We start from the raw sequence: 24,491 nt of genomic DNA, 5'->3' as shown, positions 1-24,491 counted from the left end.
CTCTTGACGGCCCCCGTGCGGCCTCCCTACTGTCACGCCAGAATTTCGAACGCATGACGAAATCTCGAACAGCAGGGAGTCAACCGCCGTGCGGATCACGGGAATCAGCACACACGTCGTCGGAACACCGTGGCGCAACCTGACCTATGTCCAGGTCCACACCGACGAGGGTCTCACCGGCATCGGTGAGACCCGGATGCTGGGGCACACCGACGCGCTCCTCGGCTATCTGCGCGAGGCCGAGGTCAACCACGTCCGCGGCTCGGACCCGTTCGCCGTCGAGGATCTCGTTCGGCGCATGAAGTACGGGGACTACGGCCGGGCCGGGGAGATCGTGATGTCCGGGATCGCGGTCGTGGAGATGGCCTGCTGGGACATCAAGGGCAAGGCCCTGGGCGTTCCGGTCTGGCAGCTGCTCGGCGGCAAGGTCACCGACCGGGTGAAGGCCTACGCGAACGGGTGGTATACGACCGAACGCACTCCGGAGGCGTACCACAAGGCCGCCCGCGGAGTGGTCGAGCGCGGCTACCGGGCCCTGAAGATCGACCCCTTCGGCAACGGTCACTACGAGCTCGGCCACGCCGAGAGCCGGTACGCGGTCTCGCTCGTCGAAGCGGTGCGGGACGCCATCGGCCCCGACGCCGAGCTGATGCTGGAGATGCACGGCCGTTTCTCCCCCTCGACCGCGGTGCGCCTGGCCCACGATCTCGCGCCGTTCCGGCCGGCCTGGCTGGAGGAGCCGGTGCCGCCGGAGAACCTCAGTGCCCTCAAGAAGGTGGCCGACAAGGTGGACCTGCCGATCGCCACCGGCGAGCGGATCCACGACCGGATCGAGTTCCGCGAGCTGTTCGAGAACCAGGCCGCGGACATCCTCCAGCCGGACGTCGGCCACATCGGCGGCATCTGGGAGACCCGCAAGCTGGCCGCCACCGCCGAGACCCACTACATGATGGTCGCCCCGCACAACGTCGGCGGCCCGGTCCTCACCGCCGCCTCTCTCCAAGTGGGCTTCACCACCCCGAACTTCAAGGTCCTGGAGCACTTCAACGACTTCGCTGACGCCGAGATCAAGAAGGTGGTCAAGGGGGCTCCGCAGGTGGACCCGGAGACGGGCTGCTTCCACCTCTCCGAGGCGCCCGGCCTCGGCGTCGAGCTCGACGTGGACGCGGTCGCCGAGTTCCCGCAGCAGCAGGCCCGCTTCGACCTGTGGTCGGAGGGCTGGGAGCAGCGCCGGCCCCGGGAGACCCGGTGAGCGGCCAGGCCCTCGTCGTCGACGCGCCGGGCACGTACCGGCTCGTCCCGCACGTGCCGCGCGAGCCCGGCCCGGGCGAGGCGCTGGTGGCCGTGCACGCGGTCGGCGTGTGCGGAAGCGACCGCGAGGTCTACCAGGGCAGCCGTCCCGAGGGCTACGTCCGCTACCCGCTGGTCCCCGGCCACGAATGGTCCGGGACCGTCGAGCGGGTCGGCGCGGGCGTGCCCGCGACACTGGCCGGGCGCAAGGTGGTGGGGGAGGGCTTCCGCAACTGTCAGGTCTGCGACCGCTGCCACGCGGGCGATACGACCCTGTGCACCGCCGGGTACGAGGAGACCGGCTTCACCCTGCCCGGCGCCATGGCCCCCACCCTCACCCTCCCGGCCCGGCTGCTGCACGTCCTGCCGGACGACGCCGACCTGACCGCTGCCGCCCTCCTGGAGCCCGCGGCCTGCGTGGCGGCTGCGGTGCTCAGGGCGGGCGCCCGGCCGGGTGAGCGGGTCGCGGTCGTCGGCACCGGCACCCTCGGCCTGCTCGCGGTGCGGCTCCTCGCGGCCGCCTCCCCCGCTCGGCTGCTCGTCGTCGGCGTGGGGGACGAGCGGGAGCAGCTCGCCCGGCGGCTCGGCGCCACCGAGTTCCGCACCCGCGACCAGGACCTCCCGGACGACCTCGACGTGGTCATCGAGGCCGCCGGCTCCGCCGACGCCGCCCGCACCGCCGCCGGTCTGCTGCGGCGTGGCGGGCGCCTGGTCCTGACCGGGATCCCGGCGCCCGGCGCCGAGGGGCTGGACCCCACGGACCTGGTCGTCCGGCAGCTGACCGTGCACACCGTCTTCGGTGCCCCGCCGGCCGCCTGGGCGCACGCCACGCGCCTGTTCGCGGCCGGACTGCTCGACCCGCTGCCGCTGGTCACGCACGAGCTGCCGCTGTCCGAGTTCGGGCAGGCCATGGCGCTCGTGGGGGCCGGCGACCCGAAGGTGGGCAAGGTGCTGCTGCGGCCGTAGCCCGCGAAGCTCAGCCCGAGCGGCGCAGCCCGTAGGCCGTACCCCGCAGACCATCGGCCCCGGCGCCGTACCGCCCCGATCGCCTCACACCCACAGCTCCGAACCATGTCCGAAATTTCGAACGAGAAGGACAGCCTGTGACCGACACCCCCGCCCCGACCGCCCGTCGGCCCGCCGAGCAGGCGCTCGCCGCGCTCGGCCTGGGGGCGCCCGCCCCCGACCCCGCCGACGCCTCGCCGCACACCTTCCCCGGCGGGGGCCGCTGGCGCACCGAGATCCCGTCCTGCGAGGGGCCCGAGGCGCTGGCCGTGGTCCTGGAGGAGGCCGACCGGCTCGACGTACCGGTGCACCGCATCAGCCAGGGCAGCGGCGTGTGGATGCTGACCGACGCCGAGATCACCGAGATGGTCGCCGCCACCGACGAACGCGCCATCGAGCTCTGCCTGTTCACCGGCCCGCGCGGCACCTGGGACATCGGCGGCTCCGTGCGCACCGACTCGCGCGGGGCCGGACTGCGGGCGCGCGGCCACGACGCCGTCGCCGGGTGCGTCGAAGACGCCGTACGCGCCACGGAGTTGGGCGTGAAGTGCCTGCTCGTCGCCGACGAGGGCGTGCTGTGGGCGCTGCACCGGGCCCGGAGCCTGGGCGTCATCCCGGCCGACACCACGCTCAAGGTCTCCGCGCTGATCGGCCCGGTCAACCCCGCCTCGTACGCGGTGTACGAGCGGCTCGGCGCCGACTCGATCAACGTGCCGAGCGACCTGACGCTCGATCACCTCACCGAGATCCGGCGGGTGTCCGCCGCACCCATGGACATGTACATCGAGGCCCCCGACGACCTCGGCGGCTATGTGCGGATGTACGAGGTCGCCGAGCTGATCCGGCGCGGCGCACCGATCTACCTGAAGTTCGGCCTCTCGAAGGCGCCCGGGATCTATCCGTACGGCACCCATCTGCGGACCCTCGCCCTCGACACCGCCCGGGAGCGGGTGCGGCGCGGCCGCCTCGCCCTCGACCTGCTCGCCCGGCACGGCGCGGACGGCGCGATGGCGCCGCTCGGCTCCCGGCTGCCGGGGTTCCTGAATCGCTTCGATCTCAACGACGAGAAGAACGAGGACTGATGACCATGCCCAACCGCAGAACCGCCGTGACCGGCGCCCTGGCCGTGACCGCCTCCCTCCTGCTCGCCGCCTGCGGGCAGAGCGCCGAGGGCGGAGGCAAGGACAGCTCGACCGGCGCCGAGGGTGCCACCATCGGCATCGCGATGCCGACCCAGTCCTCCGAGCGTTGGATCGCCGACGGCAAGAACGTCGTCAAGAACCTGGAGGCGAAGGGGTACAAGACCAAGCTGGTCTTCGGCGAGGACGACTCGGACCAGCAGGTCGCCCAGATCGAGAACCTGATCACGCAGGGCGTGAAGGCCCTGGTGGTCGCGGCCATCGACAACAAGTCCCTGAACAACGTCCTCCAGCAGGCCGCCGACGCGCACATCCCGGTCATCGCCTACGACCGGCTGATCCTCGGCTCGAAGAACGTGGACTACTACGCCTCCTTCGACAACACGAAGGTCGGCGAGCTCCAGGCCACGTACATCGTCGAGAAGCTCGGTCTGAAGGACGGATCGAAGAAGGGGCCGTTCCGCATCGAGCTGTTCGCCGGCTCCAACGACGACAACAACACCAAGTACTTCTTCAACGGCGCCATGAGCGTGCTGAACCCGTACATCGAGAAGAAGCAGCTGGTGGTCGGCTCGGGTCAGACGGCGCTCAACCAGGTCACCACCCTGCGCTGGGACGGCGGCACCGCGCAGAAGCGCATGGACGACATCCTCACCTCCGCGTACAAGACGGAGAAGGTGGACGCGGTGCTCTCGCCGTACGACGGCATCTCCATCGGCATCCTGTCCGCGCTCAAGTCCGACGACTACGGCTCGAAGTCCAAGCCGCTGCCGGTGGTCACCGGCCAGGACGCCGAGCTGGCCTCGGTGAAGTCGATCATCGCGGGCGAGCAGACCCAGACCGTCTACAAGGACACCCGGGAGCTCGCCAAGGTCGCCGCGAACATGGTCGACGCCGCGCTGCACGACAAGAAGCCCGAGGTCAACGACGACAAGACGTACGACAACGGCACCAAGGTCGTCCCCGCCTACCTGCTCCAGCCGGTGAGCGTCGACAAGACCAACTACGAGCAGGTCCTGGTCGGCGGCGGCTACTACACCGCCGCGGACCTGAAGTAGCCGGGAGGAGGCGACCATGAACGGACCCGTCCTGGAGATGCGTTCGATCGGCAAGGCCTTCCCCGGAGTCCGGGCGCTGTCAGACGTCGTGCTGACGGTTCGCCGGGGCGAGGTCCACGCCCTCTGCGGCGAGAACGGCGCCGGCAAGTCGACCCTGATGAAGGTCCTCTCCGGCGTCCATCCGCACGGCAGTTACGAGGGGGAGATCCTCTTCGAGGGTGCCGCCTGCCGCTTCCGCGACATCCGGGCGAGCGAGCGGCAGGGCATCGTGATCATCCATCAGGAACTGGCGCTCGTGCCGTACCTGTCCATCGCCGAGAACATCTTCCTCGGCAACGAACGGGCGACGCGCCGGGTCGTCAGCTGGAACGAGACGCTGCGGGAGGCGGCCCGGCTGATGCGCCGGGTCGGCCTCGACGAGCACCCGCAGACCCGTGTCGCGGACATCGGTGTCGGCAAGCAGCAGCTCGTGGAGATCGCGAAGGCGCTCGCGAAGGAGGTGAAGCTGCTCGTCCTGGACGAGCCGACCGCCGCGCTCAACGACGAGGACAGCAATCAACTCCTGGATTTGATCCTGGAGTTGAAGGACCAGGGCGTCACGTCGATCATCATCTCGCACAAGCTGGGCGAGATCCGCCGGGTGGCCGACTCGGTGACGATCCTGCGCGACGGCCGGACCGTCGAGACCCTGGACGTCGCCGACCCGGCCACCGACGAGGACCGGATCATCAGCGGCATGATCGGCCGGGACCTCGACCACCGGTTCCCCGACCGCACCCCGTACACCGGGGAAACCGGCCCGCACCCGGCCCTGGAGATCCGCGACTGGACCGTCCGCCACCCGATCGACCAGCAGCGCAAGGTCGTCGACGGCGTGACGCTGTCCGTCCGGCGCGGCGAGATCGTCGGGGTCGCCGGCCTCATGGGCGCCGGCCGCACCGAGCTCGCGATGAGCGTCTTCGGGCGCTCGTACGGCCGGTACGCGGGCGGCACGGTCCTCAAGGACGGCCGCGAGATCCTCACCCGTACCGTCCCTGAGGCGGTCGCGCACGGCATCGCGTACGTCACGGAGGACCGCAAGCACTACGGGCTCAACCTCCTGGACACCATCGGCCGGAACATCTCGCTGAGCGCCCTCGCCAAGGTCGCCCGACGGGGTGTCGTCGACGCCCACGAGGAGCGGCGGGTCGCCGAGGAGTTCCGCACCTCCATGAACATCAAGGCGCCGACGGTCTTCGAGCCGGTGGGCCGGCTGTCCGGCGGCAACCAGCAGAAGGTCGTCCTCAGCAAGTGGATCTTCGCGGGTCCGGACGTGCTGATCCTCGACGAGCCGACCCGGGGCATCGACGTCGGCGCCAAGTACGAGATCTACACGGTGATCGACCGGCTGGCCGCCGAGGGCAAGGCGGTGATCATCATCTCCTCCGAACTGCCCGAACTGCTCGGCATGTGCGACCGGATCTACACGATGACCGCGGGACGGCTCACCGGTGAGGTGCCCCGCTCGGAGGCGACGCAGGACGTGCTGATGCGCCACATGACCGAGGAAGCCACGGACGCGCTCACGCGCCACACGACAGAGAAGGACACGAGGGAGAACGACGATGAGCGCTGACGTCACGACCGCGAAGCCGGTGACCCGGCCCGCCGGGAGCACCGCCCGGCCCCTGCTCGACGGCATGCGCCGCAACATGCGCCAGTACGGCATGCTGATCGCCCTCGGCGTCATCGTGGCGCTGTTCGCGGTGTGGACCGGCGGCGACCTGCTGCTGCCGCGCAACGTGTCCAACCTGGTGCTGCAGAACAGCTACATCCTGATCCTCGCGATCGGCATGATGATCGTCATCGTGGCCGGGCACATCGACCTGTCGGTCGGCTCGATCACCGCCTTCGTCGGCGGCGTGGCGGCCGTGCTGATGGTCCAGCACGATCTGCCATGGCCGGTAGCGGCACTCCTCTGCCTGGCCATCGGCGCCGTCGCGGGCGCCGCTCAAGGGCTGCTCATCGCGTACGCCGGGATGCCGTCGTTCATCGTCACCCTCGCCGGGATGCTGGTCTTCCGGGGCCTGACCGAGGTCTTCCTCAAGGGCCAGACCCTCGGCCCGTTCCCCGAGAGCCTGCAGAAGCTCGCCAACGGCTTCCTGCCCGAGGTCGGCCCCAGCACGAACTACCACAACCTGACCCTGGTGCTCGGCCTCGTGCTGATCGCCGTGGTGATCCGCCAGGAGGTCCGCGACCGGCGCCGGCAGAGCGCGTACGCCCTCGACGTCCTGCCGGCCGGACTCTTCGCGGTGAAACTCGGCGCGCTGACCGCCGCGATCCTGGTCTTCACGATGCTGCTCGCCAGCTACAAGGGCGCGCCGGTTGTGCTGCTGATCCTCGCCGCGCTCCTGGTCGGCTTCGGCTACCTGATGCGCAACGCGGTCATCGGCCGCCACGTGTACGCCATCGGCGGCAACCTGCCGGCGGCGAAGCTGTCCGGCGTACGGGACAGGAAGGTCACCTTCCTGGTCTTCCTCAACATGGGCATGCTGGCGGCGCTCGCCGGTCTCGTCTTCGCGGCCCGCTTCAACGCCGCTTCCCCGAAGGCCGGGCTCAACTTCGAACTGGAGGCGATCGCCGCCTCCTTCATCGGCGGCGCGTCGATGAGCGGCGGCGTCGGAACGGTCCTCGGCGCCATCATCGGCGGACTGGTCCTGGGCGTCCTGAACAACGGCATGAACCTCGTCGGCATCGGCACCGACTGGCAGCAGGTCATCAAGGGTCTGGTGCTGCTCGCCGCGGTCGGCTTCGACGTGTGGAACAAGCGCCGGGTCGGCGCTTGACCCCTCGCGTCTCGGGCCCTGGGCCTGTCCTAGCCGCCGAACGGCGGCTGGGGCAGGCCCTGTCCCGTGCCGGGCACGACCAGCAGGGAGCCGGACAGCGGGTGCGGGCGGTCCAGACCGGTCCGCGCCGTCGTCACGTACAGATCGGTGAGGCCCGCCCCGCCGAACGCGCAGGCCGTCGGCCTGCGCACAGGCAGCTCCAGCACCCGGTCGAGCGCCCCGGAGGGCGTGTAGCGGCGCACCGCCCCGCCGTCCCAGAGCGCCACCCACACACAGCCGTCGGCGTCGACGGCGAGCCCGTCGGGGAAGCCGGCGCCGTCCTCGATGACGGCCAACGGACGCCGGTTCACCAGGTGTTGGGTCACGGGATCGACGTCGAAGACGTCGACGCGGCGGGTGGGGGAGTCGATGTAGTACATCCGCCGCCCGTCGGGGCTCCAGCCGGTCCCGTTACTGACGGCGACGTCCCCGAGGACCTCGCGGACCGTGCCGTCGGGCGCCACCCGGGAGAGCGTGCCGCCGCCGGGGGCCTCGTCGTAGCGCATGGTGCCCACCCACAAGGACCCGTCGGGTGCGACGGCGGCGTCGTTGCCCCGACGGCCCGGCACCGGCTCGCGGTGCAGCCAGCTGAACGCCCCCTGCGCGTCGTACACCCCCACGCCGTCGCGGAGGTTGACGACGAGGCCGCCGTCCACGCGCGGCTTGGCCGCGCCCACGTGCTGCTCGGTGGCGAACACCGTGCGGCGCCCGGAGGCGGGGTCGTACGTGTGCACCCGGGAACCCAGGATGTCGACCCAGACCAGCCGCCCGGTGGCCGGGTCCCAGGTCGGGCCCTCGCCGAGCTCCGCGTACTCCCGGACCGCGACCTCGATCATGCCGCGCTCCGGTGGCCGAGGCGCTCGGAGAGCTCTCCGGCCCCCTTGACGACCAACTCCTCCAGCTCGGCGCGGCGCGCCTCGCTCCAGCGGATCATCGGCACGGAGATCGACAGGGCGGCGACCACCCGGCCGGAACGGTCCCGCACGGGGGCGGCCACGCAGCTGACGTCCGGATTGGATTCGCGGCTCTCCAGGGCGATGCCACGCCGCCGCACCTCGGCGAGCGCCGTGCGCAGCGCCGCCGGGTCGGTGATGCTGTTCGACGTCATCGCGACCAGCTCGGCGCCGTCGGGGATGCGGGCGGCCAGCTCCTCCTCGGGGAGCGAGGCGAGCAGCATCTTGCCGACGGAGGTGCAGTGCGCGGGGAGGCGGCGGCCGGCGGCGGAGACCATGCGCACGGCGTGCGTGGAGTCCACCTTGGCGATGTAGATGACGTCCGTGTCCTCCAGGACGGCGACGTGCACGGTCTCGTCGCAGGTCTCGGCGACGGCGCGGGCCACCTGTCCGCCCTCGGCGGCGAGGTCGAGCTGCTCCGCGTACCGGCTGCCGAGCTGGTACGGCCGCACGCCGAGCCGGTAGCGTCCGGGCTGCTCGGGGACCGGCACCAGGTACGAGCGGGCGGCCAGCGTGGCGACCAACTCGTGGACGGTGGTGCGCGGGAGCTGGAGCCGGCGCACGATCTCGGGGGTCGAAAGCGTTCCGTCCCCGTCGAGGAAGAGCTCCAGGATGTCCAGGGCCCGGGTCACGGCAGGTACGAGGCGTCCCACGACCGCCCCCTCCGTATGTTCGAAATTTCAACAGTCGATCGGAATGACGAACACAGGCTACTGACAGGGGCCATCGCTGTCAGCAGCTCGCCCGAAGTGAACGACATCAACCTGCTGCCCATGACCGAGCCCGTGCCCGTGGCCGAGCCCGTGGCCGAGCCCGTGCCCGTGCCCGTGCCTGAGCCCGTGCCTGAGCCTGGGCCCGTGCCGATGAGGTCGGGCCCACTCTTCCGGCTCGGTGCCCCGTATCCGCCGCATGGGCGTTAGGTTAGGCTGGCCTTTCTTGCGCGTGCGGGCCGGGATGTGAGGGTCTGGGTTCCGGTGCCGCAGGTGCGAACCCAGACGACGGAACGGGCAGAGGTAGGGCACAGGTGAGAGACGGTGACCGGGCTCGCGCGCGTCGTGCCCTCGAAGAGGCGGGACGCCCAAGCGGGCGCAAGGGGTACGCGACTGACGGCCCCGCGCCCGGGATGAGGTGCCGTGGATAAGATCGCGCTCACCGCCGGAGCCCTGTACGTCATCGTGCTGCTGCGCGCCGCGGGGACGTTCGCCGTCGGATGGCTCGCCGGCGCCGGCGCCCGGCGCAGCAGGTTCGCCGCGCGGCTCTCGTCGGCGAAGGTCCAGCGCGTCGAGCGGGCGATCCAGCGGTGGGGCGCGCCGGTGGTGGCCGTCTCCTTCCTGACCGTCGGTTTCCAGACCGCCGCCAACTTCCTCGCGGGCAGCACGCGCATGCCGTTGCCGCGCTACCTCCCCGCCCTGTTCGTGGGCGGAGCGGCCTGGGCGCTGATCTACGCGACAGCGGGGCTCGGCGTGCTCGAAGTGCTGGGACGGCTCTTCGCCGAGCGGACGGCCCTCGGGGTCTCCGCCGTGGCCGTACTGCTCCTCGCGGTGTGTGCGGTGGTGGTGTACCGCAGAAGAAGGGCGGTCCTGTCCTCGGGCGACACGGTGGCCGACGAATCCTGAGCCGTTCCGGAGCGTGGCGGTTCAGGAACGACCCGAGTCGTTCACCTGCGCGGACTCCTCGCTGCCCTTCGTGAAGCGCAGCCACGCGCTCAGCGCGGCCTGCAGCTCGATCACCGCCGCGCGGTCGAGGGACTCGCCTGCCGTGCCGACGTGCAGCCTGACACCGCGCCGCGTCACCGTCCAACCGACGGGAAGCCGCCGCGCGGGAGTGATCGGTGAGCCCTGAGCGAGGGTGCGCAGCATCGCCGCGACACGTGGCGGGACCGACCTCTCACGGGGCACCCATGAGACGTTCGAGGGCCGGTTGGGCAGACCGAGGGCGTCCCGGAACTCCTTGATCGCCGCTTCGAGCGGCCGACCGGTGGCGGGAGCCTCGCCGATGAACGCCTGAATCAGTTCGCGATGCCGTACGGCGGCCCGAGGCGGATGCTCCTCGACGTCCAGCCGCACGACCACCGGCAGGATGAGAGCACGCGTGTACCCCTTCCGCGTGTACAGGGCGTGCTGACTGCGCAGCTGGGCGATGGGGCGGGCGAGAGGGCTCTCGCCCTCGAAGCCCGGGACGCGGGCGGTGAGTACGGGAGACGGCATCGGCGGGGAAACCGTCGGCAGCTTGCCGTAGAGCCCCTGGGCCCGGTGCAGGACGCCCGTCTCGGTCACCAGCACGGTCACCTGCCGGCCGGCGGTGTCGTTCCCCAGCCGGTACCCCACGGTCAGTGTCATCCACGCCCCTTCCGCTGCGGCACCACGCTAGCGAGCCGCGCCGCCGCCAGGGACCGGATCGTCCAGGTTTCCCCCCAGCGAGCGGACGCGCCGCCCCGATCTGCCGGGTCCGGGTGCGGCCGTGTCTGGTCGGGCGGCCTGCGCGCCCCGTTCAGCGGACCGGCGTCACCCGAGCGACAGCGGGAACCGCACGTCCGCCCCGGCCAGTACGGCCCGCTCCGCGGCGCTCGGCGTGCGGCGGCCCGTACCCAGGAGCAGCGCGTCCGTGTCGGACAGTTCGGGAGGGAAGGGCGCGCCGGCGATCCGCTCGAGGAGTTCCCGCGCGGCGGCCAGGCTCTCGGCGGGCGGTCGCGGCGCCTCGTGCAGCTGAGCCACGAGGTCCAGATGGTGCAGCGTCCACTCCAGGACGTACGCGGAGAGGTAGTCGCCGACGGTGAGCACCTCGCCGCGCGTTCCGACGGCGAGGCCGGAGTCGGCGAGCACGGCGGCGCGTCCGGCTGCGGAGCCGACGTCGTCGAGGTGGAACTTCAGCAGGGCCGGGTCCTCGTACGCGGCGGCGAGCCGTACGGTCAGCGCGTCGAGCGGGTCGTCGCCGGTCGGCGGCACCTCGGCGACCTCCCAGTAACTCGCGGCGTCGCGCGTCGGCGGCGTGCCAGCGGGTGTCGCCAGGGTGATCAGGACGTCCTGGGCATCGATGACGAGATGGCACACCAGATCGCGTACGAGCCAGCCGGTGCAGCCCGACGGCCGGGCGAAGTCCTCGTCGGCGAGACCGGCGACGGCCTCGCGCAGTGCGGTCCACGAGCGTGAGAAGTCGTCCACGCCCGCAAGCTACCAACACGGGCGGGTCGGCGGGCGCGTGGTCCGGCCGTTCTCGCATCGGTGCTGACGGGCCGAGCGGTGGGCGGAGCTTCACGCCCGATCGGCGGCTCAGCCCCCGTCGACGAGGTGCTGGATACCGGGCGCGTAGAAGTCCGCGAGGCGATCGGCGCTGGTGTGCGCGGTGGCTCCGTCAGGGCGGTGGAGACTCAAGGTGGCGCCCAGGCCCAGGAGTTGGCCGGCGACGAGTTCGGCGCGCAGACGCGCGTCGGGACCGGTGAGGACGGCGGCCAGGTGGTCGGTGACCTGCTCGCGGAAGCGGGAGCGCAACAGGGTGCGCTCGTCCTCGATGCCGAGGGAGAAGACCACGCGCAGGAGCGGGTCGCCGCGGAGCCGGTCGCGGAGGTCGACCATGGTGAGGACGAGGTGCCGGCCGAGGCCGGGAAGGGGAGCGTCGAAGAGTTCGGCGGCGGCCGGGCGGAAGTCGACGACCGTGTTGAACAGGGCTTCCTTCGTGCCGAAGCGCTTGACGATCAGCGAGGGGCTCACCCCGGCCGCCGCGGCGATGCCGCGCATGGTGACCTCGGCGTACGGCTTGAGCGTGAACGCCCTTCGTGCGGCCCGGATGATGGCCTCGCGTCCGGTCTCGGAGACGGGTTCGTCGGCGGTGCTCATGCGTTCCCTCGGACGGCGCTGCTGGTGGGTGACACCGTGACCGTACCGCCCGACCGGTCGCCGTCGCGCGGGGTGCCCCGGCTCGGGCGGTCGGACGGCAGGAGGAGGGTGGCGACGAGGGCGGCGAGCGCCGTTCCGGCGGCGATCAGGAAGATCAGCAGGTAGGCGTGGAGGGTCGGCGCGGTGCGCCCGTCCACCACGAAGGTCACACGGGCCAGTACGGCGGTGACCACGGCGCTGCAGCAGGCCTGGCCGACGGAGCGCATCAGGGTGTTGAGGCCGTTGGCCGACGCGGTCTCGCTCACCGGGACGGCCCGCATGACGAGGACGGGCAGGGCGGAGTACGCGATCGCGGTGCCGCAGGCGACCACGGTCGCGCCGGCGACGATCAGCCAGAGGCTGTGGCTGGTGAAGAAGCGGACCAGGTAGCCCACGGTCATGACGACCGCCCCGAGGGCGAGCGCGGTGCGCGGGCCGTACGTGGCGGAGATCCGCGCCGAGACAGGGGACAGGGCCACCATCGCGAGCCCTCCGGGAAGCATGCAGAGTCCGCTGACGACGATGGAGGCACCGAGGCCGTAACCAGTGCTGGTGGGCTCCTGTACGAGCTGGGCGGTGACCAGGGAGTTGGCGTAGAACGAGAACCCGATGAGCAGCGCCGCGACGTTGGTCAGCAGGACGGCGGGCCGGGCGGACACCCTCAGGTCCATGATCGGGGACGCGGCACGGAGTTCGTACCGGGCCCACAGCAGACCGACGGCCACCGAGGCGCCGAACAGGCCGAGTGTCAGCGCGGAGGTCCAGCCCCAGACGGAGCCCTGGGTGATCGCCAGGAGCACACCGACAAGCAGGACGGCGAGGCCCAGTGTCCCTGGCACGTCGAAGCGTCCCCGGGAGCGCACGCCCGACTCCGGCACGATCCCCAGGACGAGCAGGAAGTCGAGCAGGCCGAGCAGGGCCGATGCCCAGAACATGGTGTGCCAGTCGAAGTTCTCCGTCACGACGGCGGCCAGGGGCAGTCCGATCGCCGCGCCGATGCCGAGGGTGGAGCTCATGAGTGCGATCGACGGCAGGACGCGCTCGGCGGGGAGTTCGTCGCGGATGATGCTGATGCCGAGCGGGATCACGGCGAGTGCCGTGCCCTGGAGGGCCCGGCCGGTGATCAGTACGCCGATGTCGGAGCTGACGGCACAGAGTACGGAACCGAGGGTGAGCACCCCGAGCGAGGCGAGGAGGACCCGCCGCTTGCCGTACATGTCACCGACCCGGCCGAGCACCGGAGTGAACACGGCACCGGTGAGGAGCGTGACGGTCACGAGCCAGCCCGCGGCGCGCGGGCTCGCGCCGGTCAGCTCGGGCACGTGCGGCAGCAGCGGTACGACGAGGGTCTGCATGACCGCGACGACCATGCCGCAGAAGGCGAGGACGGGGACGACGAGCCGGGAGGGGGGACGTCCGGAGGTCGTGCCGGGAGAGGATGCGGCGGGGGGCATGGTGCTCCAGGGAAGGGCGGGGTGCACACTTGTTCACCCCCAAGGGTGAACAAGTGTGCACCTCCCGTCAAGACCGGGGCACGGCACCTCGCCCAGCACATCCCCCCGTCGTGCCGGGTGCGGCGGGGCGGGTGATGCTGGGGACATGGGTGGCGCGTTCCCCCGAAGACCCCCGCCCGCCTACCGGGCGGCGGCGCGGGGGGCACTACGCGTCACGATCACCGCCACGGCCGGGTTCTACGTGCTCCTCTACGGCTTCGACTCGGCGGTCGGCGCCACGTACGCGCTCTTCGGCGCGATCGCCATGGCCGGGCTGTCGCACCTCCCCGGCTCCGGGCGCCAGAGGGCCACGCTGCTGCTCGGCGTGGTGCCGGTGTGCTGGGTGCTGATCACGCTCGGCACGTACCTGTCGGCGCGCACCTGGAGTGCCGTCGTCGGCATGCTGGTCGTCGGTTTCGCGCTGGCGTTCATGGCCGTCGGAGGACCACGGTTCGCGGGCGCGGCCACGGGGCTGCAACTGATGTACATCCTGCCGTCGTTCCCGCCCTACGACCCCGGTTCATTGGGCGAACGGCTGGCGGGGGCGACCTTCGGGCTCGCCCTGCTGATCCTCGCGGAGCTGACCCTGCTGCCCGAGCCGGCCGCCCTGCCGTACCGGGAACGGGTCGCGCGGGCCGCCGACTGCGCGGCGCGCTGCGCGGACCGGCTGAGCTCCGCCCCGTACACGCTGCCGAAGGAGACGCTGCGTTCCGCCCAGGCGTTCAGCACGGGGCTTCGTTCCTCCCAGGTCCCGGGGGCGGAACGACCGGCCGGAGCCGGCTTGCGGCCGAGGGCACTGGCCCACGCGGGCCTGGCGACACGCACGCTGCTCGGCCGTCTGACGGTGCTGCCGCCGGGAGTGGTCCTGCCCGGGGAGGCCGGGGGAGGGGCGGGAGGAGACATCGGAAGGGAGGATCGGACGGGGGTGGCCGGGGGAGGGGCGGGAGGAGACATCGGCGGGGAGGATCGGTCGACGTCGGCCGAGGCCCCACTGCGTGCCGTTGCGGATGCGGCGAGGGAGACCGCCGCCCGGCTCCGCGGCGGAAGCCCCGACGGCCGGGCCCATGCCCACCTGTGGCGGGTACGTCAGGCGCTGACGACACCCGAGGATGCCTCTCCCGCCGTGCTGCGACGCAGTGCGGCGCTCCTGGAGGTGACGGACGCGGCGCTCACGATGTCCACCGCGGCCGACATCGCCGTACGGGGCCGAGCCGCCGACGCACCGGCCCTCGGCTGGTTCTGGTACGCGCGGATGCGGGCGCCGCACTTGTGGTGGCGGCGCCTTGCGGGCCACGCAGGCAGCCGGTCGGTGTTCTTCCAGAACGCCGTACGGATCAGCCTCGCCCTGGCGGCGGCCCGGTCGATCGCGGGCATCGACACCCTCCCGCACGGCTTCTGGGTGCTGCTGGCCACCCTGACGCTGACGCGCACGACGGTACGGGAGACCCGGACGGCCATACGGACGGCGCTGACCGGCACGCTCGCCGGCGCCCTGGTCGCGGCGGCGCTCCTCGCACTGGCCGGCACCGACATCGAGGTCTATGCGGTGGCCCTGCCCCCGCTGATGCTGGTCACCTTCACCCTGGGGCCCGTGAAGGGCATCGGGTGGGCGCAGGCGCTGTTCACGGTGGTGGTCGCCCTGGTCTTCGCGCAGCTGGCGCCGGCCACCTGGCAGCTCGCCGAGTTCCGGCTGCTCGACGTGCTGACCGGCAGCGTGATCGGAGCGGTGTTCGGACTCCTGGCCTGGCCGCGGGGCGCCCACGACGAGCTGCGGCGGTCGGTCGCGCTGATGCTGCGGATCGCCGCGGAGATCGTCGTGGCCACGACGGGGCAGGTCGCGGCGGGCGGCCGGCGCGTACCGGTGGCCACCGCGCCGGGGCACCGGTCGCTGCAGCACGCCCTGGTCATGGCGGAGTCGGCGTACGCGCAGTACCAGAGCGAACCCAAGGGACCCCGCCCGCCGCCGACCGGTCAGGACTGGCAGGCCGCACTGATCACCGGACACCACACCCTGTGGGGCGCCGACCGACTCCTCGTACCTCCCGAGCCGGTCGTGGTTCCACCGCTGGACCGAGAACCGGCGGAGTCCGTCATCCGCACGGGCGACCGGGTCGCGGCCAGAATGCTGCTGACCTCAGCCCGAACGGACCCCACCGGCGATCCAACGGAAACCTCGGCCCCACTCCAGACCCCAACCCCCCTCACCGCGGACCCACCCGACGCACCGCGCGCGTACTACGCGACGGTGTCCTGGCTGACGTCCCTGACGACGGACTTGTCCCGGATCACAGGCGACGGCAAGGGACACGGTGGGTGACGGCGACGGGGACGAGGACGTGACGGCGACGACGGCGTGACGAACGGGGCGGCCACCGACGACGGGCTTGCCGCGAAGGGCAGCAGTGGGCGGTCCTGGAGCCGTTGTCGCCGAAGGGCGCGAAGGCGGGCCGACCGCCCGTCTGGCCTCGGCGGCAGCTGATCGACGGCGTACGCCCTGGGAGCAGGGTGCCCTCTAGAAGGAACCGCTGGGCGGCGTCTGCACCAAGCCTGGGACACTGTGCGGCGGCATCACCACCAAGCTGCACCTGGCCATCGAACAGGGCCCAAGGCCCATGTCGATCGTGGTGACGGCAGGGCAGCGTGGAGACTACCGGTGCTGGAGAGGGTTCGCGTGCCCCGCCTCGGGCCGGGCCGGCCACGCGTCCGCCCTGACCGCGTCCGGGCGGACAAGGCGTACGCCTCCCGCAGGACCCGCGCCACCGCGCAATCCGCTACACCATCCCGGACAAGGCCGCCCCGGCCCGCAACCGCCAGAAGCTCGGCTCCCGTGGCGGCCAACCACCGCGCTTCGACCCGGCCGACTACCGCCAGCGCCATGCCGTCGAGTGCGCGGCCGTCACGCGGTGGGATCCACGTTCCACGCCGCAGGCAGATCGCCGCCGCAGAAGACGCAGACGAAGTCGTCTTCGCGCACGATGTTGTGCTCCTCGCACTCGGAGCACCGCCGGAACACCACCTCGTGGGTGAAGCCGGAGGGCCGCCGGAGCCCTACGGCGTCCAGGGCACGGGCGACCCCCGCCCAGGAGTCGACGTCCGGGCAGTACCCGGTGGACTGGTTGCTGACCTCACTCACGGTCCACCGGTCTGCCTCGTACATGAAGCTGATCTCGCCGGCACTCAGAACCATGTCTCCGCCGGCACAGGCCACGTGCTCGCTTCGCCGCGGCGCCAGCCGAAGCACACCGTCCGTGCCGACGACAAAGGTGAACGGCTCGGCCAGCTCCGCCGCCGATTGCTCCACGATCCAGCCACTGAAGTCAGCCGCCGAGCCGATCCGACGCCCGCCGTCACCCGGCCGGACCGCAGCCTTCAGCTCGATCGGTCCGACATATCGATAACTCCGCCCACGCCCACTCACGTCAGCCAACCTAGTGCCGCATCAGACATCGTTTGCCTGGCCATGGGAGACTGCTCCGTCGCCTGGGGGAGAGTGTGGCCGTGGAGACTGCCAACCGCGCGCTGACGACGGACGTGATCGCGGCACTGACGTATTGGCCCGGTGTCATATGGGGAGGTCAGAAGAATCCTCCGGACCCAGTGGACATGACCGTCCTGCCGCCCTTCTTCAACGAGGTGCTGCAGGATCTTCCGTGGTGGAACCGCGACTGGAAAGTCGACCGCGTCCAGCCGGGACTTCCCGCGGAGACGGGGGATCACCGCTGCGATCCCGCCATAAGGTTCACCGAGGTGTCGATCCCGGGAACGGTCGCCTCCGGTGACGGTGAGAGCCTGCCGTTCGTCGCGAAAGTCGGGTTCACGGGCGACCGGCTGATCCGCTTCCAAGTCAAGGTCGGTGACGTTGTCATCGGCCCGGCCGTTGCCCCTACCGGGCGGTCTGAGCCACATCCGTTCGGACGGATGCTTACCGGCTTGATGGACCTGCGCGGGATTCCGGTCAGGGAGATGGCCAGGGCCGCCGGATTGTCGATGTCCACCATCCACATGCTCCGCCGCGGACACAACCCGAATCTGCTGCAGGCCCGCCTGATCGCCGAGATCCTGGACATGTCCGAAGCGGACGTCAGAGTCATCGCCGGACTCGACGACGGCGGTACGCAGTAGCTGATAGGTGGCGGCGTCACGATGCGGCCTTGGCGCTGCGTCAAGCTACGTTCGCCTTGGTAGCCACGTCGCGTAGGCACTCGTCCGCGGCGTGCTTGTCCGCCAGATGATGTAGCGGCGGATCATGCTGCCCTGGGCCTTGTGACTGGCATGGTCGGTGCCGTCGAGGGCGAAGTAGCGCAGAGCGGTGAACTGGGCTTCGATCCGGTTGAGCCATGAGCTGTTGGTCGGGGTGTAGGCGATCTTGACGTTGCTCGCCGCCGCCCACGTGCCGACCCGCTGGCAGCGCTTGGTCGTCAGGTGCGGCGAGTAGTTGTCGCGGACGATCGTGATGCGCACGTCGATGGGTGCAGGGAGCGCAGGTAGCGGCAGAATTCCAGGAACTTGGACCGTTTCTTGGTCTTCTTGATGTGGCCGTAGAGCTGGTCCTTGGCGAGGTCGTAGGCGGCGGGCAGGTGCCTCACCCCGTGCGGGCGGGTGTAGGTCGCCCGTCGGCGGGGCCGGGGTTCACGCCCCGGGGTCCTTGTGTCGTCCGCCGCGTTCGGCCCGCTGCCGGCCGGGGTGGGGCTGGAGCTTGAGCGGCCTGAACTCGTCCAGAAGGAAGATGACTTCGGGCTCATCTCCCTCGGGTATGACCTCGCCGTCGGCGATCGCGTAGAGGTGCTCGACCCGGGCCTTCTTGGCCGCGTAGTCCGGGGCGCATGAGGTCTTCCAGGTCTTCACGCGTTGAAAGGAGACGCCCTCCTCGCGGAGCAGGGCCCGAAGGCCCTTGTGGCTGATGTCGTCGACTACCCCCTCGGTAACCAGGAAGTCGGCCAGCTTGGCCAGGCTCGAGGTCGAGAACGGCAGGCCGTGCGCGGACGATCGCACCGCTGGGGGTGCGACCGTGGCGGCGTTCGAGGTGGTGCCCGGTGATGGGCTTCACGCCGTCGAACGTGGGCGCGCTCTTCCCGCGGCCTACCGGTGCGTCAGGAACCAGCTGTCTCGGTGATCAGGGCCACCGCCTCGTCGATCGCACCGACCTCCTCCGGGCTGAGCGTCGGGTTAGCGGCCCGTCGCGACCTGGCCTCCGCAAGGTGTACCTCGTCGATGCCGCCGAGATGCCGTAGCAGCGAGGAGAGCACGGCGCGGGCGACAACGGTTACGGCAGGCATGGTGAGGGCGGCCTGAGCCAGGATCAGTGCGGCCATCGCAGAGTCCAGGCCGGGCGGACCCTCCGCCGCCGTGGCCCAGTCGATCACCACCGGTCCTTGTGGTGTCAGCATGACGTTCTCGGGATGAAAATCCAGGTGCAGGACCCGATAGTCGGGGTCGGCGGAGAGTCGGGCCGGGATGGTATGCAGGCTCCGCAGCAGCTCCGCCAGTATCTCGCCCGCCCGTTCGGCCGTGACCGCTCCTTCGATCAGCGCCTCGACCATGGTCATTCCGGAGAGCCGCTGCATCACCAGTTCACCCGCGGCTGTCCCCGGCCAGACAGCCGGAACGGGAAACCCGTGCTCCGCCAGGTACGCCATTACGGCGACCTCGCCTGTGGTGTCATCACCACCCCGATAGCGCCGCAGCACCCGCCCGTCGTCCATCGCGAACACATCCGCCGTCCGGCCGGCCCCCACCAACTCGCCGATCTTCATGCCGAAGAACCTAGTTGGCGCACACAGGTTGACGCTAGATCAACTTGCTGGAGCGCTCCGCCCAAAGTCCTTGCTCCGCGGGTGCCGAGAAAGCCTGCACCAGACGGCCAGGAACCGGTTCGATGCCGCGATCGGCAATCCAGGATCACAGTCGGAGCAGATTGCGTAAAGCTGCGGTCCGCCTTCATGGAAGGTGCGGATCTTCGAAACGCCAGGCTGAGCGACGTCGACCTTCGCTTTGCAACCAAGCGCCGAGGAAGATCACAGCTGCAGACACGAGCCAGAGCACCCCGCCCCGGAGCGGTACTCGCGAACGGCGAGAACGAGCAGCATCACGCTGGCAAGGATGCCGAAGGCCGAGACCAGGGCGCTGATGCGGTGAGTGGCAGGCGGCAGACGTCGCCCGCCATTCGTCCCCCAACGCCAGCCGGGCTGGGTAGTGCCGTGGCTGCGACCTCCCCCAAGCTCTCGGCTGCGCTCGAGCAGGGGGACCCCCATCCCAGCCCGGAGACTCAGGCCGCCTCCGTCGCGGTGTGTTCGTGTGCGCAGGCGTCCTTGATGCCGTACGTCTCCCAAGCGGGGAAGTCGTCATCGGCCGGCACCTGCTCGCCGGGGGCGAGGAGGCAGGCGTCGAGGGCCGCGCGGAGGGCTTCGGTGCGCAGGCCCGTTCCGATGAACACCAGCTCTTGGCCCTGTTCGGTGCCGGGTCCTCGGGCGCCTGAGGGCTCGAAGCGGGCGACGGCGCCGGCCTGGGACCACAGGCCGGTGACGCGCGGCCTGGTGGCGAGCCAGAAGAAGCCCTTGGAGCGCAGGACCCGTCCGTACGTTCCGCTGTCGAGGCCCTTGGTGACGAAGGTCCAGAGTCGGCCGGGGTGGAAGGCGGCTCCGGCGCGGTACACGAGGGAGGAGATGCCGTACTCCTCGGTCTCGGGTACGTGGTCGCCGTTGAGCTCCTTGACCCAGCCGGGGGCCTGCTGGGCGCGTTCGACGTCGAAGAGGCCGGTGCCGAGGACCTGTTCGAGTGCCACGCGGCCGTGGACGGAGGGAACGATCCGGGCCTCGGGGTTGAGGCGGGCGAGTGTGGCGCGGAGTTGTGCGGCCTGGTCCGGCCCGACCAGGTCGAGCTTGTTGAGGACGATGACGTCCGCGAATTCGACCTGGTCCATGAGGAGATCGCTGACCGTGCGTTCGTCGTCCTCGTACTGGTCGAGTCCGCGTGTGACGAGCTCGTCGCCGCCGGCGAGTTCGGGCAGGAAGTTCGCCGCGTCGACGACGGTGACCATGGTGTCGAGGCGGGCGAGGTCGCCGAGGGTGGCGCCGTCGTCGCGGGGGAAGGAGAACGTGGCGGCGACGGGCATGGGCTCGGAGATGCCGCTGGACTCGATGAGCAGGTAGTCGAACCGGCCTTCGCGGGCGAGGCGGTCGACCTCTTCGAGCAGGTCGTCGCGCAGGGTGCAGCAGATGCAGCCGTTGGTCATCTCGACCAGGCGTTCCTCGGTGCGGGACAGGGCGGCCTCGCCGCCGCGCACGAGCGCCGCGTCGATGTTGACCTCGCTCATGTCGTTCACGATGACCGCGACCCGCAGGCCCTCGCGGTTGCCGAGGACGTGGTTGAGCAGGGTGGTCTTCCCCGCGCCGAGGAAGCCGGACAGGACGGTCACGGGCAGTCGGCCGTGCGTCGTCATGAGCGGCTCAGCCCTCGGGGCGGATCAGGCCGCGCTCGTACGCCTTCACCAGGCGCTGCGGCACCTGGTAGACCGAGCCGTCGACGGTGATCGGGACCAGCTGGGGCGTGGTGGCCTTCCACTGGGCCCTGCGGTGACGGGTGTTGCTGCGGGACATCTTCCGCTTGGGGACGGCCATGGGGATCTCCAGGAGGTGCGGGATCGGGTGGTCGCCGAGAATGTATATGAAAATGGATGTCGTTATCAAGCCGGTCGATCGCCTGTGCTTGCAGCCGCCCGGGCGGGCCGAGGTCGGGCAGGCTCTTCGCGCGGAACGCCCAGGTGGAGGGGGTGCGGTCGCCTCGTTGGGAGAACTCCCCTTGGTTGTCCGTGAGTTCTGGCGGCTCATGGGGGAAGCGGCTACCCCTGAGAGCCTAGATGAACATGATTGTCGTCGGCTATTGTGTGCCCGCTCGCGCCGGGCGATCTCCGGGGCGGGCTGGACCCGTTCCGCCGGATCACGGCGGACCAGAGCGAGGGGGCGCGGCGTGGCCGAGGTCTCGGCGAGTACGGCGACGGCATCACCACCACCATCACCACCCCGTCATCAGGGGCATCCCGGCGTCGAGGAGCCGCGCGCGGCCTGGAGCAGCAGGGCGGGCACCCTGCTGGTCGCGGTCGCGTTGGTCATGGTGCCCGTCGGGCCGTGGCTGGAGCGGCTGTTCGGATGGGCCGCGTTCGGGGCCTGGCGGACTCTGCTCGTGGCCATCGTCGTCCAAGGCGTACCGTTCCTGCTCCTCGGCACCGTCGTGTCGGCGGCCATCGGCGCCTTCGTCCCCGCCCGGGTCTTCTCCAAGGTGCTGCCCCGCAACCCCGTGCTCGCCGTTCCGGTGGCCGGTGCCGCCGGGGTGGTGCTGCCGGGGTGCGAATGCGCCTCCGTGCCGGTCGCGGGCAGCCTGATGCGCCGAGGTGTGGCGCCGGCCGCGGCCCTGACCTTCCTGCTGGCCGCGCCCGCGGTCAATCCGGTGGTGCTCGTCTCGACCGCCATCGCGTTCCCCGGCAGCCCGGAGATGGTGGCCGCGCGGTTCGGTGCCTCGCTCGTCACGTCGGTCGTCATGGGCTGGCTGTGGATCCGGTGGGGCCGCGAGGAATGGCTGCGCCTGCCCACGGGCCACGCGGACCACGAACCGGGCGCGAACCGACTGGCGGCCTTCCGCCGCGGGCTGCAGCACGACTTCCTGCACGCCGGCGGATTCCTGGTCGTCGGTGCCATGGCCGCGGCGACCTTCAACGTCCTCGTACCGCCCTCCGTCCTCGAGGTGTTCTCCGGTTCGCCGTGGCTCGGCGTCCTCGTGGCGGCGGCCCTCGCGGTGCTGCTCTCGGTGTGCTCGGAGGCGGACGCCTTCGTCGCGGCCTCGTTCACGGGCTTCTCGCCCACCGCGCGCCTCGCCTTCATGGTGGTGGGGCCGATGGTCGACATGAAGCTGATCGCCCTGCAGTCGGGAGCCTTCGGGCGGGCGTTCGCGGCGCGCTTCAGCGCCGCCACGTTCGTCGTGGCCGTCCTGTGCTGCGTACTCGTCGGAGGCATACTCCTGTGACCGGACGACCCCCCACCCGCGCGGACCAGCCGCGCCCGCTGAGCGAACTCGGACTTCCCCTGCTCCTGACGCTGACCGGCGCGGGCCTGCTGCGTGCCACCGTACGCAGCGATGTGTACCTCCGGTACGTGAAGGAAGGCCTGTGGCCCTACCTCGTCGCGTCCGGCACCCTGCTCGTCGTCCTCGGCCTCGCGGGCCTCGGCGCCGAGGTGGCGCGACGCCTGCGCCAGCCGGTGCTGCGGCGTGACGCGTCCGGGCGAAAGTACTGGCACGATCCGGCGGACGACCACGCGGACGCGCACGACGGGCACGGACACGGACACGGACACGGACATGGGCACGGTGGCGCCTCGCGTGTCGCCTGGCTCCTCGCCGTGCCCGCCCTCACCCTCCTGTTCGTCGCGCCGCCGGCGCTCGGTTCCTACACCGCCTCACGGGACGGTGGCGCGGCCCGCGTCGAGCGGACCGCGTACGAGGAGCTGGCGGACGCGCCGACCACGCCCATGGCGCTCGAGGAGTTCATCGGGCGGTCCGTGTACGACTCCACGAGCCTGCGGGGCCGCAAGATCCGGCTGCTCGGGTTCGTCACCGCCGGCAAGAGCCCGGACACCTGGTACCTCAACCGCCTGAAGGTCAGCTGCTGCGCGGGCGACGCGCGGACCATGCGGGTGGAGGTGCACGGTGTGAAGGCCCCCGGAAACGACACCTGGGTGGAGGTCACGGGCGTCTGGCGGGCCGAGGACGTCACCGTCGAGAACCCCGTCCCGGGCTTGGACGCCGGTGCTCTGAAGCCGGTCGCCGAGCCCCGTAACCCCTACCAGGACGCGCCGCCCAAGGACAGCTGAATCCGGCTGATCCGCCCCACGGCAACGCCCCACCCCTCCGCCCCGCCCGGAACGGCCTCGCAGGCATCGATCCGGGCGGGGCCGCGTTGTCCGAAGGGGCTTCCGGAGCGCTCCTCCTTCACGTCAGACCCCCGCCCCCTCCCCGTACCCCCGTGAGGACCACGCTGTGGCCGCACTGCCAGACCGTGCCCACCGCGGTGAAGCCCGCCTTGCGCATCAGCTCCGCGTGGTCCCGGGCGCCGAGACCGTTGTCGCCGCCCGGTCCGGTGTCCCGGCGGGACCGTTCCGCGAGGAGTTCCGTGAAGCCGTGGTGGGCGGCCGCCGCCCGCCACCAAGCGCCCCAGTCCTCCGCGGGCCGTTCGGTGTGCCGGGCCGAGTGCCCGTGTCCCACGGCGGCTGCCAGCTCGCGCACGGGGGTGTCGTCCTGGAAGAGGTGGTCGGCGTTGACGAGCACCCCGCCGGGCCGCAGCAGGTCGTGGACCTGCTCGTACACGGTGGCGAGTTCGGCGGCCGGCAGATAGTGGAGGGCGGTCGTGGACACCACCGCGTCCAGCGGGCCGTCCTCGGACAGCGCCGTCGTCCACGGTCCCTGCCCGATCCGTGCGTCGACGAAGGCGACGGCCGCGCCGTGCACCGCCCGCCCGAGCGCCAGCAGCAGCGGATCCTCGTCGACCGCGAGCACGCGCGCGTGCGGCAGCCGCTCCGCGAGCCGGGCCGCGAGTGAGCCGGGGCCGCAGCCGAGGTCCGCGATCGCGGGCCGGCGGCTGCGGCGGAGGGCGTGCGCGACCACGTCGGCGACGACGTGGAAGCGTTCGGTACGGGCGGTGGCGTAGAGCTGCTGCTGGATCTCCCAGCGCTCCACCCAGGGGGCGGCCTCGGTGGCCGTCAGGGGTCGTGCCATGGTGCGTCGTGTCCTTGCTGTGGTCGTGCGTCGAACGGTCGGAGAAGGGTGTGATC

General features: G+C 71.2%; 22 protein-coding genes and 1 pseudogene. 11 read left to right on the top strand and 12 right to left on the bottom strand.

Translation table 11 applies throughout. The annotated features are described in order from the left end of the window. The first annotated feature begins 88 nt into the window (after nucleotides 1-88). From ACWGN5_RS21785 to mmsB, 6 genes are all read left to right on the top strand, one after another. Nucleotides 89-1,252 carry a mandelate racemase/muconate lactonizing enzyme family protein gene (locus ACWGN5_RS21785; protein ID WP_453517598.1) on the top strand — a complete coding sequence of 388 codons (1,164 nt, stop codon included), beginning with the start codon at nucleotides 89-91 and terminating at the stop codon, nucleotides 1,250-1,252. Next, nucleotides 1,249-2,256: a zinc-dependent alcohol dehydrogenase gene (locus tag ACWGN5_RS21780; RefSeq protein ID WP_453517595.1), complete on the top strand. Its 1,008-nt coding sequence runs from the start codon at nucleotides 1,249-1,251 to the stop codon at nucleotides 2,254-2,256. Before ACWGN5_RS21785 ends, ACWGN5_RS21780 begins: the two co-directional genes overlap by 4 nt. A gap of 137 nt (nucleotides 2,257-2,393) precedes the next feature. Then, nucleotides 2,394-3,377: a hypothetical protein gene (locus ACWGN5_RS21775; RefSeq protein WP_453517593.1), complete on the top strand. Its 984-nt coding sequence runs from the start codon at nucleotides 2,394-2,396 to the stop codon at nucleotides 3,375-3,377. 5 nt (nucleotides 3,378-3,382) lie between these two features. Further along, entirely contained in the window at nucleotides 3,383-4,492 is a 1,110-nt protein-coding gene (chvE, locus tag ACWGN5_RS21770; protein WP_453517591.1) for a multiple monosaccharide ABC transporter substrate-binding protein, read from the top strand. A gap of 16 nt (nucleotides 4,493-4,508) precedes the next feature. Then, nucleotides 4,509-6,107, top strand: a complete 1,599-nt coding sequence (gene mmsA, locus ACWGN5_RS21765; protein WP_453517589.1) for a multiple monosaccharide ABC transporter ATP-binding protein — start codon at nucleotides 4,509-4,511, stop codon at nucleotides 6,105-6,107. Continuing rightward, nucleotides 6,097-7,317 carry a multiple monosaccharide ABC transporter permease gene (gene mmsB / locus ACWGN5_RS21760; protein ID WP_453517588.1) on the top strand — a complete coding sequence of 407 codons (1,221 nt, stop codon included), beginning with the start codon at nucleotides 6,097-6,099 and terminating at the stop codon, nucleotides 7,315-7,317. Before mmsA ends, mmsB begins: the two co-directional genes overlap by 11 nt. Nucleotides 7,318-7,346: 29 nt before the next feature. Here mmsB and ACWGN5_RS21755 read toward each other — a convergent pair whose 3' ends face one another. Together ACWGN5_RS21755 and ACWGN5_RS21750 are read right to left on the bottom strand one after the other, a co-directional pair. Continuing rightward, entirely contained in the window at nucleotides 7,347-8,192 is an 846-nt protein-coding gene (locus tag ACWGN5_RS21755; protein WP_453517585.1) for an SMP-30/gluconolactonase/LRE family protein, read from the bottom strand. After that, nucleotides 8,189-8,962 carry an IclR family transcriptional regulator gene (locus ACWGN5_RS21750; protein WP_453517583.1) on the bottom strand — a complete coding sequence of 258 codons (774 nt, stop codon included), beginning with the start codon at nucleotides 8,960-8,962 and terminating at the stop codon, nucleotides 8,189-8,191. Before ACWGN5_RS21750 ends, ACWGN5_RS21755 begins: the two co-directional genes overlap by 4 nt. A 480-nt stretch (nucleotides 8,963-9,442) precedes the next feature. Here ACWGN5_RS21750 and ACWGN5_RS21745 point away from each other — a divergent pair, with 480 nt between their 5' ends. Continuing rightward, a complete protein-coding gene (locus ACWGN5_RS21745; protein WP_453517581.1) occupies nucleotides 9,443-9,925 on the top strand; it encodes a DedA family protein in 483 nt (160 codons plus the stop codon). Nucleotides 9,926-9,946: 21 nt separating this feature from the next. Here ACWGN5_RS21745 and ACWGN5_RS21740 read toward each other — a convergent pair whose 3' ends face one another. The 4 genes from ACWGN5_RS21740 to ACWGN5_RS21725 all read right to left on the bottom strand — a co-directional run bounded on the left by ACWGN5_RS21740 (nucleotide 9,947) and on the right by ACWGN5_RS21725 (nucleotide 13,635). Then, entirely contained in the window at nucleotides 9,947-10,648 is a 702-nt protein-coding gene (locus tag ACWGN5_RS21740) for a hypothetical protein (protein WP_453517580.1), read from the bottom strand. Between the two features lie 165 nt (nucleotides 10,649-10,813). Then, nucleotides 10,814-11,470, bottom strand: coding sequence for a maleylpyruvate isomerase N-terminal domain-containing protein (locus ACWGN5_RS21735; protein ID WP_453517579.1), 657 nt, complete (start codon nucleotides 11,468-11,470; stop codon nucleotides 10,814-10,816). Nucleotides 11,471-11,578: 108 nt separating this feature from the next. Further along, nucleotides 11,579-12,142, bottom strand: coding sequence for a TetR/AcrR family transcriptional regulator (locus ACWGN5_RS21730; protein ID WP_453517578.1), 564 nt, complete (start codon nucleotides 12,140-12,142; stop codon nucleotides 11,579-11,581). Continuing rightward, a complete protein-coding gene (locus ACWGN5_RS21725; protein ID WP_453517576.1) occupies nucleotides 12,139-13,635 on the bottom strand; it encodes an MFS transporter in 1,497 nt (498 codons plus the stop codon). Before ACWGN5_RS21725 ends, ACWGN5_RS21730 begins: the two co-directional genes overlap by 4 nt. A gap of 145 nt (nucleotides 13,636-13,780) precedes the next feature. Between ACWGN5_RS21725 and ACWGN5_RS21720 the strand changes: the two genes are divergently transcribed. After that, a complete protein-coding gene (locus ACWGN5_RS21720; RefSeq protein ID WP_453517573.1) occupies nucleotides 13,781-15,991 on the top strand; it encodes an FUSC family protein in 2,211 nt (736 codons plus the stop codon). A gap of 579 nt (nucleotides 15,992-16,570) precedes the next feature. Here ACWGN5_RS21720 and ACWGN5_RS21715 read toward each other — a convergent pair. Then, on the bottom strand, nucleotides 16,571-17,092 hold the full coding sequence (locus tag ACWGN5_RS21715) for a hypothetical protein (protein ID WP_453517571.1): 522 nt from the start codon (nucleotides 17,090-17,092) through the stop codon (nucleotides 16,571-16,573). A gap of 80 nt (nucleotides 17,093-17,172) precedes the next feature. Between ACWGN5_RS21715 and ACWGN5_RS21710 the strand changes: the two genes are divergently transcribed. Next, nucleotides 17,173-17,796, top strand: coding sequence for a helix-turn-helix domain-containing protein (locus ACWGN5_RS21710; protein ID WP_453517570.1), 624 nt, complete (start codon nucleotides 17,173-17,175; stop codon nucleotides 17,794-17,796). 40 nt (nucleotides 17,797-17,836) lie between these two features. On the opposite strand, the pseudogene ACWGN5_RS21705 reads toward ACWGN5_RS21710, so the two are convergent. The 4 genes and pseudogenes from ACWGN5_RS21705 to rpmF all read right to left on the bottom strand — a co-directional run. Continuing rightward, a pseudogene (locus tag ACWGN5_RS21705) lies at nucleotides 17,837-18,663 on the bottom strand (transposase); the annotation flags it as partial. Nucleotides 18,664-18,764: 101 nt separating this feature from the next. Then, the gene (locus ACWGN5_RS21700; RefSeq protein ID WP_453517568.1) at nucleotides 18,765-19,427 is read right to left on the bottom strand and encodes a phosphotransferase; all 663 of its coding nucleotides are present in this window, start codon (nucleotides 19,425-19,427) and stop codon (nucleotides 18,765-18,767) included. A gap of 512 nt (nucleotides 19,428-19,939) precedes the next feature. Further along, entirely contained in the window at nucleotides 19,940-21,112 is a 1,173-nt protein-coding gene (locus ACWGN5_RS21695; RefSeq protein WP_453517565.1) for a GTP-binding protein, read from the bottom strand. 7 nt (nucleotides 21,113-21,119) lie between these two features. Beyond that, nucleotides 21,120-21,290 carry a 50S ribosomal protein L32 gene (gene rpmF, locus ACWGN5_RS21690; protein WP_150529992.1) on the bottom strand — a complete coding sequence of 57 codons (171 nt, stop codon included), beginning with the start codon at nucleotides 21,288-21,290 and terminating at the stop codon, nucleotides 21,120-21,122. 349 nt (nucleotides 21,291-21,639) lie between these two features. On the opposite strand from rpmF, the gene ACWGN5_RS21685 reads away from it, so the two are divergent. Next, on the top strand, nucleotides 21,640-22,689 hold the full coding sequence (locus tag ACWGN5_RS21685; protein ID WP_453517562.1) for a permease: 1,050 nt from the start codon (nucleotides 21,640-21,642) through the stop codon (nucleotides 22,687-22,689). Beyond that, on the top strand, nucleotides 22,686-23,534 hold the full coding sequence (locus ACWGN5_RS21680) for a TIGR03943 family putative permease subunit (RefSeq protein ID WP_453517559.1): 849 nt from the start codon (nucleotides 22,686-22,688) through the stop codon (nucleotides 23,532-23,534). Before ACWGN5_RS21685 ends, ACWGN5_RS21680 begins: the two co-directional genes overlap by 4 nt. 118 nt (nucleotides 23,535-23,652) lie before the next feature. Here ACWGN5_RS21680 and ACWGN5_RS21675 read toward each other — a convergent pair whose 3' ends face one another. After that, nucleotides 23,653-24,435, bottom strand: coding sequence for a class I SAM-dependent methyltransferase (locus tag ACWGN5_RS21675; RefSeq protein ID WP_453517557.1), 783 nt, complete (start codon nucleotides 24,433-24,435; stop codon nucleotides 23,653-23,655). Nucleotides 24,436-24,491: the final 56 nt, after the last annotated feature.

The sequence above is a fragment of the Streptomyces sp. NPDC055815 genome (genome assembly GCF_053616475.1).
This window is presented reverse-complemented; position numbering and strand designations above follow the sequence as displayed.

Excerpts from the sequence above, each read along its gene's own strand:
- chvE (WP_453517591.1), top strand. The coding sequence starts at position 3,383 with ATGCCCAACCGCAGAACCGCCGTGACCGGCGCCCTGGCCGTGACCGCC.
- mmsA (WP_453517589.1), top strand. The coding sequence starts at position 4,509 with ATGAACGGACCCGTCCTGGAGATGCGTTCGATCGGCAAGGCCTTCCCC.
- mmsB (WP_453517588.1), top strand. The coding sequence starts at position 6,097 with ATGAGCGCTGACGTCACGACCGCGAAGCCGGTGACCCGGCCCGCCGGG.
- ACWGN5_RS21755 (WP_453517585.1), bottom strand. The coding sequence starts at position 8,192 with ATGATCGAGGTCGCGGTCCGGGAGTACGCGGAGCTCGGCGAGGGCCCG.
- ACWGN5_RS21740 (WP_453517580.1), bottom strand. The coding sequence starts at position 10,648 with ATGACACTGACCGTGGGGTACCGGCTGGGGAACGACACCGCCGGCCGG.
- ACWGN5_RS21730 (WP_453517578.1), bottom strand. The coding sequence starts at position 12,142 with ATGAGCACCGCCGACGAACCCGTCTCCGAGACCGGACGCGAGGCCATC.
- ACWGN5_RS21725 (WP_453517576.1), bottom strand. The coding sequence starts at position 13,635 with ATGCCCCCCGCCGCATCCTCTCCCGGCACGACCTCCGGACGTCCCCCC.
- ACWGN5_RS21720 (WP_453517573.1), top strand. The coding sequence starts at position 13,781 with ATGGGTGGCGCGTTCCCCCGAAGACCCCCGCCCGCCTACCGGGCGGCG.
- ACWGN5_RS21700 (WP_453517568.1), bottom strand. The coding sequence starts at position 19,427 with ATGAAGATCGGCGAGTTGGTGGGGGCCGGCCGGACGGCGGATGTGTTC.
- ACWGN5_RS21695 (WP_453517565.1), bottom strand. The coding sequence starts at position 21,112 with ATGACGACGCACGGCCGACTGCCCGTGACCGTCCTGTCCGGCTTCCTC.
- rpmF (WP_150529992.1), bottom strand. The coding sequence starts at position 21,290 with ATGGCCGTCCCCAAGCGGAAGATGTCCCGCAGCAACACCCGTCACCGC.
- ACWGN5_RS21675 (WP_453517557.1), bottom strand. The coding sequence starts at position 24,435 with ATGGCACGACCCCTGACGGCCACCGAGGCCGCCCCCTGGGTGGAGCGC.